This window comes from Uliginosibacterium silvisoli (assembly GCF_036017035.1).
GTDB classification, from domain to species: domain Bacteria; phylum Pseudomonadota; class Gammaproteobacteria; order Burkholderiales; family Rhodocyclaceae; genus Viridibacterium; species Viridibacterium silvisoli.
Window position 1 is genome coordinate 88,626 of record NZ_JAYXHS010000004.1, and the last position, 13,835, is coordinate 102,460.

A 13,835-nucleotide genomic window follows, 5' to 3' on the forward strand; every position below is an offset into this window, starting at 1 on the left:
GCGCAGGGATTCATGGCTCGTCCCATCCGCGCCCGGATCGATACGGCGGCTTTCCGGCACAATTACCTGCTCTCCAAGCAGCACGCGCCACAGTCGCGTGCCTGGTGTGTCGTGAAGGCCAATGCCTACGGCCATGGCCTGGCGAATTGCGCCGAAGCCGTACGCGACGTGGTCGACGGGTTTGCCTTGCTCGACATGGCCGAAGCGGCCTGGCTGCGCAGCGAAGGCTTTCTTCAACCCGTCTTGCTGCTGGAGGGGGGCTTCGATGCGGCAGAACTGCATGAAGCCGCCAAGCTGAATCTGGCCATCGTCGTGCATGCCATGCCGCAACTCGACGCGCTCGAGGAAGCCGTGTTGTCGCAGCGTCTGGACGTCTTCCTGAAGATCAATACCGGCATGAACCGTCTGGGTTTTGTGCCGGCTGATGTGCCGAAGGTGCTGGCGCGTTTGCGCGCCTGTGGCAATGTGCGCAGCCTGACGCTGATGACGCACTTCGCTTGCGCGGACGGTCTGGGCATTGCGTCGCAATGGGCCTGTTTTACCGACTGCATGGCGGGCAGTGAATTGCCATTCAGCGCCGCCAATTCGGCGGCCCTGCTGCGTTTTCCAGAAACTCATGGCGCGTGGGTGCGGCCTGGCATCATGCTCTACGGCGGTTCGCCGATGCCAGCTTCGCAATCTGCCGCGGATCTTGGCGTCCGACCCGTCATGACGCTGATCAGCGAGCTTATCGGCGTGCAAACGCTACACGCGGGCGAGCACGTAGGCTATGGCGCAACTTTTACGGCTGAGCATGAGATGCGTGTGGGAGTCGTGGCCTGCGGCTATGCCGACGGCTATCCGCGTCACGCACCTACAGGAACGCCGATTCTCGTTGACGGTGTGCGCACGCGCACCCTCGGGCGGGTATCGATGGACATGCTTGCCGTTGACCTGACTCCGGTGCCGAATGCGACCATTGGCTCGCCAGTGACGCTTTGGGGCAAAGGTTTGCCGGCTGATGAAGTCGCCACGGCCGCCGGTACCATCAGTTATGAATTGTTCTGCGCTCTCGCCCGACGCGTGCTGGTGACAACGACAGACAACAAGAATGGCTAAGCAGAAATCCATTTTCTCCTGCACCGAGTGCGGAGCGCAGAGCATCAAGTGGCAGGGGCAATGCCCTGGCTGCGCCGCGTGGAACACCATGGTCGAGGCGGTTGCCGAGGCTGCGGCGACGGGGCGGTTTGCGGCGCTTGTCGGCAGCACGGGCAAATTGCAGAAGCTCGGCGAAATCGATCCACGTGAAGCACCGCGTCAGGCGACAGGTGTTGATGAGCTGGATCGCGTGCTGGGCGGTGGCCTCGTGCCGGGTATGGTGGTGCTGATCGGTGGCGATCCCGGTATCGGCAAGTCGACGCTGTTGTTGCAGGCCCTGGCCAGCATTGCGCCAAAGCAGTCGGTGCTCTACGTGACTGGCGAAGAGTCGGCCGAGCAGGTGGCCATGCGTGCGCTGCGTCTGCAGCTCGATTGCGCGCAATTACCCTTGTTGCCAGAAATCTCGCTGGAGAAAATCCTCAACACCTTGCGGGATGAGAAGCCGGCTGTTGCGGTGATCGACTCCATCCAGACCTTGTATTCAGAGGTGTTGCAATCGGCTCCCGGGTCGGTTGCGCAGGTGCGCGAATGTGCGGCGCAGCTGACGCGTCATGCGAAGTCGTCGGGTACGACCATCATCCTCGTCGGCCACGTCACGAAGGATGGTGCGCTGGCCGGGCCGCGTGTGCTGGAACACATCGTCGATACGGTGCTGTACTTCGAAGGCGATACGCATTCGAGTTTCCGCCTCGTGCGCGCGATCAAGAATCGCTTCGGCGCAGTGAACGAGCTGGGCGTTTTCGCCATGACGGAAAAGGGCCTGCGCGGTGTCAGCAATCCATCGGCCCTGTTCCTGTCACAACACCCGCAACCGGTGCCTGGCAGCTGCGTGATGGTGACGCAGGAAGGTACGCGACCGCTGCTGGTAGAGATCCAGGCGCTCGTCGATACGGCACACAGCCCGAGTCCACGGCGCCTGTCGGTGGGGCTGGAGCAGAATCGTCTGGCGCTGCTGCTGGCGGTATTGCATCGTCATTCCGGTGTGGTTTGTTCCGATCAGGATGTTTTCATCAACGCGGTGGGCGGAGTAAAAATCTCTGAGCCAGCGGCCGATCTGGCGGTATGCATTGCCATCGTGTCATCGCTGACGAGCCGTGCCTTGCCGCGCAAGCTGGTGATTTTTGGAGAGGTTGGTCTGGCCGGCGAAATTCGCCCCGCACCGCGTGGTCAAGAGCGATTGAAGGAAGCTGCCAAGCTGGGCTTCGATCTTGCGCTCATCCCTACCGCCAATGCGCCGAAGCAAGCCATACCGGGCATGGAGGTGCGTGCCGTCGATCGCATCGATCAGGCGCTGGAATGCCTGCGGGAATGGCGTGATCGTTGAAATTGCAGCAGGGCAGGCGTGTGACTGCTGACGCAGTCAGGGTAAATCAATAACGCATCAGGACGGACAGAGCCTGTAAACTGCGCCCCATTCGAATTCGCAACTTGCAGGAATGAACATGAGAAAACGTTGGCTCATCGGCAACTGGAAAATGCACGGCAACCTCGCAGCCAACAAGGCGCTGGTCGACGGCATCCGTGAGCGTCTGCCCGTATTGTCTGAATCGATCGACATGGTGCTGTGCCCGGCGCTGCCCTATGTGTCGCAGATGGCGGGCCTGGTTGCCGATACGGGCATCATGCTGGGTGCCCAGAATGCTTCGGATCACCTGAAAGGCGCTTATACCGGCGAGACCTCGCCGATGATGCTCAAGGAGCTGGGGTGTGGCTTCGTCATCATCGGTCACTCCGAGCGTCGTTCTTACCAGGGCGAAACAGATGGCCTGATGGGCCGCAAGGCGCTGGCTGCCATCGATTCAGGTCTGATCCCCGTCATCTGCGTAGGTGAAACGGCGGAAGAGCGCGATTCGGGTCGCACGCACGAAGTGCTTGGTCGTCAGCTCGATGCGGCTTTCGGCTATATCCGCACGGCACATGACGAAATCATCGTTGCCTACGAGCCACGTTGGGCCATTGGTACCGGCATTGCCGCGACGCCTGAGATCGTCCAGGCAGAGCATGCCTTCTTGCGTGCGCGCATTGCGCAACGCGATGCCGATTTTGCACAACGGCTGACGTTGCTATACGGCGGCAGCTTGAAGGCCAGCAATGCAGAAAGCGTATTCAGCATGCCTGACGTGGATGGTGGCCTGATTGGCTCCGCCGCGCTGAATGCAGACGAATTCGTGGCGATCTACAAGGCCCTGGATAACGTGGTGAACAAGTCGGCAAAGGATAGTGCGAAGAAGGGCCAGGCCTGATGCGTCAGGTCATGCTCGACACGGAAACCACCGGGCTTGATTGGCGCACCGGTGACCGTGTCGTTGAAATCGGCTGCGTCGAGCTTCTCAATCGCAAACTTTCCGGTCGTAATTACCACGTCTATTTGAATCCCGAACGCGACGTTGGCGACTCGGAGCGTATTCACGGTTTGTCGGACGAGTTTCTGGCTGACAAGCCGCTGTTTTCGAAGATCGCCGCCGAGTTCATCGACTATGTGAGCGGCGCTGAGCTGGTCATCCACAACGCCAACTTCGACGTCGGTTTCCTTAACATGGAGCTTGAGCGTCTCGGGCTGACGCGCGTCAACGTGCTGTGTCCGAGCGTCATCGACACGGTGCGTGTTGCCAAGGAAATGTTCCCGGGCAAGAAGGCTTCGCTGGACGCCCTGTGCGATCGCTACGCGATCAACAATTCCCACCGCACCTTGCACGGCGCTTTGCTGGATGCGGAGCTGCTGGCCGAGGTGTATCTGGCCATGACGCGTGGACAGGAGACGCTCACCATTGGCCTGGATGAGCCGGGTGTGGCCGATCAGCAGCGCGACCGCACAGGGCTTGCTGCGGAGCGGCCGCGTCTGCGCGTCGTTCGTGCCAGCGAGGGCGAGCTGGTCGAGCATGACAAGGTGCTGCAGGAAATTGCCAAGAAGGCGAAGTGCCTGTGGCTGCCCCCACCGGAGCCTGTAGTTTCCTGATCAGGCGTTACGCCAGAGCACTTCCGGGTCGAAGCGCACGCGTACCTTGTCGCGCGGTACGACCGAGGTGATTTCGTAGAGCTTCAATGAGGTATCGCGCCGTAAAGGGTGCTGATACGACAAACCGTTCTGGTTGAGCAGGCTCATGACCAGCGGTGTGTTGGCGCTTGCGCCGCGCTGCAGGACGATGCCCGTCTCGCCATTGGCGAGATTGACGCAAGTGCCTGGCGGAAAGATTCCCACTTCCTTGATCAGTGTTGCCGCATACGGGTTCTGACCGCCGCCGTCAGGCTGTACGAACAGCGCGCGTGCGGCTTCCTGTGCGGTGATCGGTGCGCGCGCGGCACGGGGGCTGACCTTGGCGGAAAAGATGTCGCAGGTCTGGATCAGATGCGCTTCCGCACTCGGCGAGGTTATGCCGAAGGGGTAGCCGCCGCCGCCACGACGCTCGTGATGATCGCGGACTGCAGCCAGCCAGACTTCGTCGGTGACGCCGGCATTGAGCAACATTTCAGCGCCCAGAGCAGGGTGGCGATTGATGTCGCGGCGCTGTTCGGGTGTCGGGGCACGGCGCTGGGAGCACAGCTGTTGTTGCAGCTCCAGCATCGCGAGGTTCATGGTCATGGCTGCGCAGCACAGACTGGTGCGGCGAGCCTCGTCCCAACCGAGGCGGCGCGCAATCAGCTCGCACAGGATGGCGGTGTGCAGGCTATGGATGATCGGGTAGCGACGTTGCTCGGTCAGGATCATGGCCGCCAGGGCTGTGTCCGGGCTGCGTTCGGCCAGCATCTGGACGAGCCGCGCCAGACTGTTCATCTGCGTCAGGAATTCAGGTTCGATGTGCACCGTGCGCAGCAGGATGCCAAGTTCATCGAGTATGTGTTCCCACAGGCGGAATGGATCGTAGTGCGCGCTGGGCCGTGCCGCTGAGGGCAGAGGCGTCGTCCGGATCAGCGATTCGTCGACATACAGGCCGTGTGCGAGCAAGACCTGCATCTGCGACTCGCGACTGATGACATAGCCCTTGCACAGCAATAGCTGGCCTGTGCCATCGAACACGTCCCACGGCAGCGGCTTGTTAAGCTGCAGCAGATCCGCCGTGACGTGATGCTTGAGGGGCATGCTCATCCTTTCCATCCCAGTCTTTACGTGCCTGTCTGCCGCAAACTTGAGGCAGTGCAGAGCAATGACTGTCGGGGAATGCGCGCCGGGCGTTTTGCAGCGGTGATTGGCGCCAATTACGTACCTGTTTTATGGAACAATGCCGCACTGCACGGAAGCTCCCGGCGGGCTTCCCGATTCACTGCTTCATCCAAACTTCCGCTACTTTCCGCCTCAGCAATGACAGAAAAACAGTACGACGAATCCTCCTTCCGCGTTCTCAAGGGGCTGGAGCCCGTGCGCGAGCGGCCGGGCATGTACACCCGCACCGATTCGCCCTGCCACATGGTGCAGGAAGTCATCGACAACGCGGCAGATGAAGCCCTCAGCGGCTTTGCCAAGAATATTCATGTCGCGCTCTATCGCGACGGCTCGGTCTCCGTGACCGATGATGGTCGCGGTATTCCGGTTGGCCTGCATCCGGTTGAGAAGATGCCGGTGGTCGTGCTGGCCTACACGGTGCTGCACGCTGGCGGTAAGTTCGACAAGAGCAGTGGCAACTCCGCCTATGCGTTCTCGGGTGGTTTGCACGGGGTCGGTGTGGCCGTGACGACCGCGTTGTCCACGCGGGTCGAAGTCGAGGTGCGCCGTGAAGGGCGCATTCACCAGATTGAATTCCTCAAGGGCGGCCGCGAGATCAGTGATCTCGTCGATGCAGGTCCTTGTGCCAAGCAGACCGGCACGCGCGTGCGCGTCTGGCCCGACGGCAAGTATTTCGATTCGCCCAAGGTGCCGCTCAACGAGCTCGAGCGCCTGCTGCGCTCCAAGGCCGTGCTGCTGCCCGGCGTCAAGGTCGTGCTCGACATCGAGCAGGCTGATGGCACATTCGCGCGTCAGGAATGGCGCTACGCCGATGGCCTCGCTGGCTATCTGCGCGAGATGTCGGCCGGTGCCGAAACACTCGTGCCGCTCTACACGGGCGAGTCCTACGCAGGGAAGGACGAAGACTTCGCGCCGGGCGAAGGCGCGGCCTGGAGTTTCGGCTGGTTCGACGGTCACCAGCTCGGCGAAAGCTACGTGAATCTGATTCCCACGGTGAATGGCGGCACGCACGAATCCGGTCTGCGCGCGGGTGTTTTCGAAGCGGTGAAAAGCTTCATCGAACATCACAACCTGTTACCGAAGGGCGTGAAGATCCAGCAGGACGACGTCTGCGGCAAGATGAGCTATGTGCTTTCGGCGCGCATTCTCGATCCGCAATTCCAGGGGCAGGTGAAGGAGAAGCTCAACTCGCGCGAAGCCGTGAAGCTGGTTTCCTCGATGCTCATGCATCCATTCGAAGCCTGGCTCAACCAGAATGGTGAGTTCGGCAAGGCGATCGCGGACATCGCCATCAAGCAGGCGCAGTCGCGCCTGAAGGATGCGCAGAAGGTCGAGAAGCGCAAGAGCAGCGGTGTAGCCGTGTTGCCAGGCAAGCTGTCCGATTGCGAGAGCGAAAGCATCATTGAGAACGAGCTGTATCTCGTCGAAGGTGACTCCGCAGGCGGCTCGGCCAAGCTGGCACGCGACCGTGAGACGCAAGCCATCCTGCCGCTGCGTGGCAAGGTGCTGAACTCATGGGAGGTCGATCCGAATCGCCTCTTCGCCAACGCGGAAATCCACGACATTTCCGTCGCGCTGGGCGTCGATCCGCATGCCTTCGATGCGCCGGATTCGGTGCTCGCCAATCTGCGCTATGGCAAGGTCATCATCATGGCCGATGCCGACGTGGACGGTTCCCACATCCAGACCTTGTTGCTGACGCTATTCCTGCGTCACTTCCCGCGCCTCGTTGCCAGCGGCCACGTCTTCATCGCGCTGCCGCCGCTGTATCGCATCGACGTGCCGGCTCAAGGCAAGAAACGCCCGGCACGACGCTTCTATGCGCTTGACGATCAGGAACTCACGGCCTTCCGCGACCGTTTGATGAAGGAAGGCTACCGCCCCGAGCAACTCGAACTTGGCCGCTTCAAGGGCCTTGGCGAAATGCGTGCAGACCAGCTGCGCGAAACGGCCATGGATCGCGCCACGCGTCGCGTGCTGCCGGTGACCATCGATGCAGAACTCAACGGTCAGACTTCGGCCTTGTTCGACCTGCTGATGGGCAAGGGCGAAGCTTCCGGCCGTCGTGCGTGGATGGAAGCCAAGGGCAATCTGGTTGAGGCAGATCTTTGAGTCGACTGGCTCAGAACAGGAAGACCGAAGGAGGGCGCAAAGCCCTTCTTTACGCAATTCCGTTCCTGATCGGCTTCGGCGCGCTGGTCGATCAGTACTGCACTCCCTGGGGGCAGCCCGTTGTCAGCCTTGTCATATGGCTGGCGTATGTTTTCCTGTTGTGGATCGAAAGTGCGCAGGCGAGACCCGCGCTCGTCGCGTGCCTGGTCCTTGCGACCCTGGGTGAGATGGTGTTGTCGCTGGTCTGGGGGCTCTATGACTACCGCCTCCAGAACATTCCCTTGTTCGTGCCGCCGGGGCATGTGCTGCTGTTCTGGTTCGGCCTGCAGACGGTGGCGCGCGTTCCGGGGCGTCTGCTCGATAGCGTGCTGCCAGTCAGTGGCGTGCTGGCGCTTGTCCTTGCGCTGGCTTCGCAGGACGGGTTGAGCATCTTCTTGTGGGCGATGTTCCTGGCTTGCCGCGTGTGGGGGAGTACGCCGCGTTTCTATGCCTGGATGTTCGTCATTGCCCTGATCATGGAAGTGTTCGCTACACAGGTCGGCAACTGGCATTGGCAGCGTGTCGTGCCGATCCTGGGGCTCCCGACGACCAATCCTCCCCTCGCCGCAGGCGCCTTTTATTGTGTGCTCGACGTCCTGGTACTCGCCGTGACGGGGCCGGCGATGCAAGCCAGGTTTGCAGGCCCCTGGCGCCTCGCCAGAACAGGGTTTGCGTCGGTGCTCCGCGTCTTCCGTTCGTCCTGAGCCGATCCGGCACCTGTTTATTTAGTCACTCACGCTCCGTCACGGCATCTCGCGCGTGAGGGGCGCGGTACATCCTTCTCCGATTGCTCGTTGACGATGTCGTGACCATGCTGCCGGTGCCATTGTCTCTGGCTGAGACCGGGCCGACCGACGCAGTGTCAAATCCCGGCGTTTGCCGCTACAGTACCGCCCAGAGACACACTGTTTTACATTTTGGCGCAGGCAAATCGTTTGCTTTGAGCGCTACCGCAATCGGCGAGACAGCCGGTCGGACACAGACAAAGGAGACAGGAATGATTGATTCAAAGGCAGCTTTGAATGAGTACCTGCGGGCCGATATGGCCAGTCATCGTCCGGCGATCAAGCGGTGGCGCTTCTGGTACCCGTTGAAATATCCGGTCCTTGCCTTTCAGCGGCGCCTGCGTCGAATCGAATACCTCCGCAATTGCAGGACCACCTGGCTATGGCGCCCCTACGTGGCTTGGGCGAACTACCGCTTCCTGATGCACAGCGTGCGGATCGGCGTGTCGATACCGCCCAATGTGTTCGGTCCGGGGCTGGCGCTGGCGCACTGGGGCAATGTGATGGTCAACAGCAAGGCGCGGGTTGGCGCCAACTGCCGGATTCACCCGGGTACCTGCATCGGCGCCAATAGTGGTGCGGCTCCGGTGCTTGGCGACAACTGCTACATCGGCCCAGGGGCGAAAATCTACGGCGGTGTCGAACTGGGAGACAACGTCCGGGTGGGCGCCAATGCGGTCGTCAATCGTTCTTTCCCGAGCGATAGCCTTCTTGTGGGTGTGCCGGCCTGTCTGGTTGATCCGGCAAAGGCATCGCCAAACCCCTGGGCCCCCGCGAAGCCGCCCTCGGTCTCGAGCTACATCGAGTCACTGGCGCACGTGTCGGAGCCCGAGGAAATCCCGATGCTTGTGGCGGCAGGCACCGCATGATCGGTTGCGGCCAGTTAGTGCCCGCGGTGCTCGCAAATCAAACCTGGGGTGGGTACTGCTCGCGATAGCGGCGGATAACCTCGCGTGCGTTGAACATCAGGCGCGGGCCCAGTCGATCGGCGAGCCCTGCGCGCCTGACCATTTCTGCTACGGCTGGATTCAGCGCGGCAAGCCATAGCGTACGGCCTGCCTCGCGTTGACGTTGCTCGGCTTCCATCAGCATGACGAGGGCAGAGTACTCGATGTCCTGAACCCTGCTCATGTCGATCGCGAGTACGCGCGGCTGCTGCTCGGCAACGAGTGCGCGGATCTTGTCGGAAATCACTTCGACATTGGCAAAGAAGACACGACCCTCTGGCCGCACGATCAGCAGGCCGGGCCAGGTTTCGTCATCCGGATGCTCGGGCGATATCGGGCGCAGCACATCGGCATCGCGTTTCTTGCCGATCACATATACCGGCGGATTCGTGACCTGACTCATCAGGGTCAGCATGGACACGATGATGGCGACGATGATGCCGTCCAGGGTGCCAAAGAACAGTACGCCGAGGCAGGCCGCCAGCGCCCAATAGAACTCCATGCTGCGGATGCGGCGAATGGCCATGAACTCACGCGGCTGGATCAAGCCGGCGGAGTACACCACCACTACTGCTGCCAGACAGGCATTGGGCAGCAGGCCCAGCACAGGTGCAAGAAACAGCATGGTGGCCAGCGCTGCTGCAGCCTGCACGATAGAGGCTTTCTGACTGCGCGCACCGGCGGCTCTCGTGACCGCGGTTTGCGAGGTGCCGCCACCGGCTGCCATCGCACCGAAGAAGGCGCCACCGAGGTTCGCTACACCGGTGGCGACGAGTTCGCGATTGGCATTGATGGCTGGCTCGCCGCTAATGGCGAAGGCGCGACCCGCCGCGATTGTTTCGGTGAAACTCATCAACGCAATACCCAGTGCGGCGGGCAGCAACTCCTGGACGAGGCTCAGGTCTGGCAGTGTGAGTGACGGCAAACCTTGGGGAATCGCGCCGACTATCGACACGCCTTGGGCCTGCAAGCCCAGGAACGAGGTCGCCGCTATGCCGCCCCCGATCGCCACGAGTGGTGCAGCAGAGTGGGGCCACCTGTATTCCATCGCGAGCAACGCTGCCAGCGTCAGGGCGGCGACGGCGAGGGTGATCAACGAGGTCTGCGGCAGCATGTTGATGATGCTCAGCAGGTCGTGGAAGAAGCCTTCCTTGTGGATATGCAGGCCCAGCAGCTTGGGCAATTGATCCAGCAGTATGACCAGGCCGATACCTGCCTTGAAGCCGGTGAGTACCGGCGTCGAAATGAAGTTTGCGACAAAGCCCAGACGCAATACGCTCGCTGCCAGCAGGAGCACGCCGACCAGCGCGCTGAGAGTGACTGAGGCGGTAAGCAGGGTAGTCGGATCCGCATCCGGCGCGATACGTGCCAGTTCGCTGCCGACGAGAATGGCGAGGGTCGTCGTGGAGCTGACGCTGAGCACGCGCGAGCTGCCCAGCAAGGCATAGATCAGCATCGGTACGAATGCTGTGTACAGCCCGACGGCAATCGGCAGTCCCGCCACGGTGGCATAGGCCATCGCCTTGGGCAGCACGACCGCTGCTGCGGTCAGGCCGGCCACTAAGTCAAATCGCAGCGAGGGGCCCGGTATTGCGGGTGGCGTGTGAGAGGTGTCCATGCTGCCTTGCCATGACAAGTGAGAGACAAGGGCCGCTGGTCACTTCACTACGTGTGAAATGCAGCCGGCCCGTGAAGGGGCATCTCTTCAGGACGTCTCGGGTACGTACTTGAACGGATGATGTACGGCCTTGTAGCGCTGCCCGATCTTGCGCTTGGGAAACTTGACGGGCTTCGAGGGCAGATCCTCGTAGGGAATCTGCTTCAGGATATGGCTGAGCACATTGAGGCGTACGCGTTTCTTGTCTTCGGACCGCGCCACGAACCAGGGGGCCCACGGCGTATCGGTGCTGGCAAACATCTCGTCGCGTGCTTGCGTGTATTCATCCCACATGGTGAAGGAGCGGATGTCCATCGGCGAAAGCTTCCATGTCTTGCGGCCATCGTTCACGCGATCACGCAGACGTCGCTCCTGTTCCTCCGGGCTGACCTCCAGCCAGTACTTCAGCAAGATGATGCCGGACTCCACCATCGAATTCTCGAATGAAGGCGCTTGCTGCAGGAAGCGTTCGACCTGCTCGGGCGTGCAGAAGCCCATGACGCGTTCGACACCTGCACGGTTGTACCAGCTACGATCGAAGATCACGATTTCGCCCGCTGCTGGCAAATGCTTGACGTAGCGCTGCAGGTACATCTGGCTTTTCTCGCGGTCATTTGGCGCGGGCAGGGCAATGACGCGGAACACGCGTGGGCTGACGCGCTCGGTCAGCGCCTTGATCGTGCCACCCTTGCCGGCTCCGTCGCGGCCTTCGAAGACGATGCAGACCTTGAGCCCTTTTTCCACGACCCAGCGCTGCAGCTTCACCAACTCCACGTGCAGATGGCGCAGTTTCTTCTCGTATTCCTTGTTGCCAAGTGGCTCCAGTGTGGTCGGAGCCTCTGCAACGATCTTCTTCTTCGAACCTGCCATGCACGTCTCCCGCGAAAGTTGAACTCACATGAACATCATCGACTTGAGCAGGCATTCCTGATGCGAATGCCGACGACATGCCGGGGAAGCTCATTCGGCCTTGTGCCTGTGTGACAGCATAGCCGAGCGGGGCGCTGTCGAACTACCTTCAGGTTCGGGTGCGGCAGGTTTTTGCCTCGAATTGGTGGCGGCTCACTCTTCGGGCTTCTCGTCTGCATGACGGATACGGGCTGCGATCTCGCTCATGACCTGGCGCCAGCCGGCCTCTGCTTCGGAGCCGGTCGCACCAAAGGTCTGCGCCAGGATCTCGCTCTGCGTGCTCGACAGCTTCTGCTCCAGCGCGCTGCCTTTGCGGCTCAACGACAGACGCCGCACGCGGCCATCGCTGCTGTCGGTTTGCACGACGATCAGATCGGCCTCGACGAGTTGTCGCAGCGGGCCGTGCAGGGCCTGTTTCGACACGGCCAGCGTCGCGAGCAGATCGGATACGCGCAGGCCGGGCGAGCGGCCGACGAAATACAGCACGCGGTGATGTACACGCCCTAGTCCCAGGCCGGCGAGGATTTCATCGGGCTGTGCCGTGAATGCGCGGAATGCAAAGTGAAACAACTCGATGGCGGAGAACAGCGCCTCGTCCGACGGGGCGCTTGCCGTCGAAGGATTTGAGTCAACAGAGTTGACATTGTTTTTGCGGGGGCTCATATTTTGATCCTTGTTGGTCAATATTATTGACCTTTATGGAAGATAGCATGAATCATTCGCCGACCGCAGCACGCCTCGCTACCCGCATCGAGCGTCTCAAGCCATCCTTGGTACGCGAGATACTCGCCGTGGCCAACAAGCCCGGCATCATCTCGTTCGCTGGTGGCTTGCCCGCGCCAGATCTGATGCCGGACATGCGCGACTGCATCGATCCCGATACAGCGCTCGATCAATACGGTGCGAGCGAGGGCGAGACTGCCTTCCGCAGCGCGGTGGCCGAGTGGATCACGCACAATGGCTTGCCGGTGGCGCCCTCGCAGGTGCTGGCTTTGTCGGGTTCGCAGCAGGGCCTGGATCTCGCTGCAAAGCTGTTGATCGACGATGGCACACCCGTCGTCACTGAATCACCGAGCTACCTTGCCGCGCTGCAGGTGTTCGAGTTGTTCGGCGCAAGCGTGCTGCCGTTGGCCTTGGGGCGCGATGGCCCTGATCCCGCCACGCTTGACGCCTTGCTGCGTCAGCATCGGCCGGCCTGCGTCTATCTCATTCCCAGTTTCCAGAATCCGAGTGGGTATTGCTATTCGCCTGAGGTGCGCAAGGTGATTGCCGAGGTGCTTGATCGGCATGACGCGGTGCTGATCGAAGACGATCCGTATCGCAGCGTGTCGCTCGATGTGACGCACCCGATGCAGCCGATCTGTTCATATCTGAAGCGTGTGCCATGGATCTATCTGGGCAGCTTCTCGAAAATCCTGCGGCCCGGTTGGCGCGTGGGCTACCTCGCAGCGTCGCCGCAGTTGATGCCCTATCTCGTGCGCCTCAAACAGGCCAGCGATCTGCACACGCAGCGCCCGGCGCAAGCGGCCGTCGCCAACTGGCTGCGGCACGCCCAGCGCGATGCAGACCTGGCCCGGCTGCGGGCAGGCTATCGTTTGCGCCGCGATGCCATGCAGACCGCACTCGAACGTCATTTCGGTGATCTCGCCGATTGGGATGTGCCACAGGGCGGTTTGTTCTTCTGGTTGCGGCTGCGCCAACACCAGGCGACGCGCAGCACGCTGGACGCGACGCTGGCGCGTGGCGTGGTGTTCATGCCAGGCGAGAGCTTCTACCCGGGCCCGATGAAGCCGACTAACACGATGCGTCTCAACTACAGCCTGTCGACGCCGGCCGAGATGGAGCGGGGCCTGGCGATACTTGCCGACTGCATCGCAGCAGTTTCGGCAGCCTGACGATCACGACGCCCCTCGGGCGGAGAGCTACTGCATGCGGTAAGTGGTCACGAACAGCGTCAGATCCGCGCTGGCGGGCTGAGCACGCGTGGTTATCATTCCGCGGGGCCTCATCTTCCAGCGCTCGTTCGTCGTCGGACGGTGGCTGCCAGAAGGTGCGGGGAACGGGGACGCACGCTGCCGGCAGGATCAATG

Annotated in this window: 12 protein-coding genes; 8 read left to right on the forward strand and 4 right to left on the reverse strand. The window is 61.5% G+C overall.

Annotated features, from left to right (window positions below; translation table 11 throughout):
* Positions 1-12: 12 nt before the first annotated feature.
* The 4 genes from alr to dnaQ all read left to right on the forward strand — a co-directional run bounded on the left by alr (position 13) and on the right by dnaQ (position 4,093).
* On the forward strand, positions 13-1,098 hold the full coding sequence (gene alr / locus VVD49_RS18390) for an alanine racemase (protein ID WP_327600682.1): 1,086 nt from the start codon (positions 13-15) through the stop codon (positions 1,096-1,098).
* The gene (gene radA, locus VVD49_RS18395) at positions 1,091-2,461 is read left to right on the forward strand and encodes a DNA repair protein RadA (protein WP_327600683.1); all 1,371 of its coding nucleotides are present in this window, start codon (positions 1,091-1,093) and stop codon (positions 2,459-2,461) included. The genes alr and radA overlap by 8 nt, the downstream gene beginning before the upstream one ends.
* Before the next feature lie 118 nt (positions 2,462-2,579).
* A complete protein-coding gene (tpiA, locus tag VVD49_RS18400) occupies positions 2,580-3,380 on the forward strand; it encodes a triose-phosphate isomerase (protein WP_327600684.1) in 801 nt (266 codons plus the stop codon).
* A complete protein-coding gene (gene dnaQ / locus VVD49_RS18405) occupies positions 3,380-4,093 on the forward strand; it encodes a DNA polymerase III subunit epsilon (protein WP_327600685.1) in 714 nt (237 codons plus the stop codon). The genes tpiA and dnaQ overlap by 1 nt, the downstream gene beginning before the upstream one ends.
* Here the strand turns inward: dnaQ and VVD49_RS18410 are convergent, their stop codons facing one another.
* Complete coding sequence (locus VVD49_RS18410; protein ID WP_327600686.1) at positions 4,094-5,215, reverse strand: HD-GYP domain-containing protein; 1,122 nt, start codon at positions 5,213-5,215, stop codon at positions 4,094-4,096. It lies immediately after the preceding gene.
* Between the two features lie 219 nt (positions 5,216-5,434).
* Here VVD49_RS18410 and VVD49_RS18415 point away from each other — a divergent pair, with 219 nt between their 5' ends.
* The 3 genes from VVD49_RS18415 to VVD49_RS18425 all read left to right on the forward strand — a co-directional run bounded on the left by VVD49_RS18415 (position 5,435) and on the right by VVD49_RS18425 (position 9,101).
* Positions 5,435-7,408, forward strand: a complete 1,974-nt coding sequence (locus VVD49_RS18415; protein WP_327600687.1) for a DNA topoisomerase IV subunit B — start codon at positions 5,435-5,437, stop codon at positions 7,406-7,408.
* Positions 7,405-8,151: a hypothetical protein gene (locus tag VVD49_RS18420; protein WP_327600688.1), complete on the forward strand. Its 747-nt coding sequence runs from the start codon at positions 7,405-7,407 to the stop codon at positions 8,149-8,151. Before VVD49_RS18415 ends, VVD49_RS18420 begins: the two co-directional genes overlap by 4 nt.
* Positions 8,152-8,444: 293 nt before the next feature.
* Positions 8,445-9,101: a serine O-acetyltransferase gene (locus VVD49_RS18425; protein WP_327600689.1), complete on the forward strand. Its 657-nt coding sequence runs from the start codon at positions 8,445-8,447 to the stop codon at positions 9,099-9,101.
* A 37-nt stretch (positions 9,102-9,138) separates the two neighbouring features.
* Here VVD49_RS18425 and VVD49_RS18430 read toward each other — a convergent pair whose 3' ends face one another.
* From VVD49_RS18430 to VVD49_RS18440, 3 genes are all read right to left on the reverse strand, one after another.
* Positions 9,139-10,797 carry a SulP family inorganic anion transporter gene (locus tag VVD49_RS18430; RefSeq protein ID WP_327600690.1) on the reverse strand — a complete coding sequence of 553 codons (1,659 nt, stop codon included), beginning with the start codon at positions 10,795-10,797 and terminating at the stop codon, positions 9,139-9,141.
* 87 nt (positions 10,798-10,884) lie between these two features.
* Entirely contained in the window at positions 10,885-11,706 is an 822-nt protein-coding gene (gene ppk2 / locus VVD49_RS18435; RefSeq protein ID WP_327600691.1) for a polyphosphate kinase 2, read from the reverse strand.
* Positions 11,707-11,898: 192 nt separating this feature from the next.
* Positions 11,899-12,408, reverse strand: a complete 510-nt coding sequence (locus tag VVD49_RS18440) for a MarR family winged helix-turn-helix transcriptional regulator (RefSeq protein WP_327600692.1) — start codon at positions 12,406-12,408, stop codon at positions 11,899-11,901.
* 47 nt (positions 12,409-12,455) lie between these two features.
* On the opposite strand from VVD49_RS18440, the gene VVD49_RS18445 reads away from it, so the two are divergent.
* Positions 12,456-13,640 (forward strand): aminotransferase-like domain-containing protein, encoded by a 1,185-nt coding sequence (locus VVD49_RS18445; protein WP_327600693.1) that lies wholly within the window; start codon positions 12,456-12,458, stop codon positions 13,638-13,640.
* The last annotated feature ends 195 nt before the right edge of the window (positions 13,641-13,835 follow it).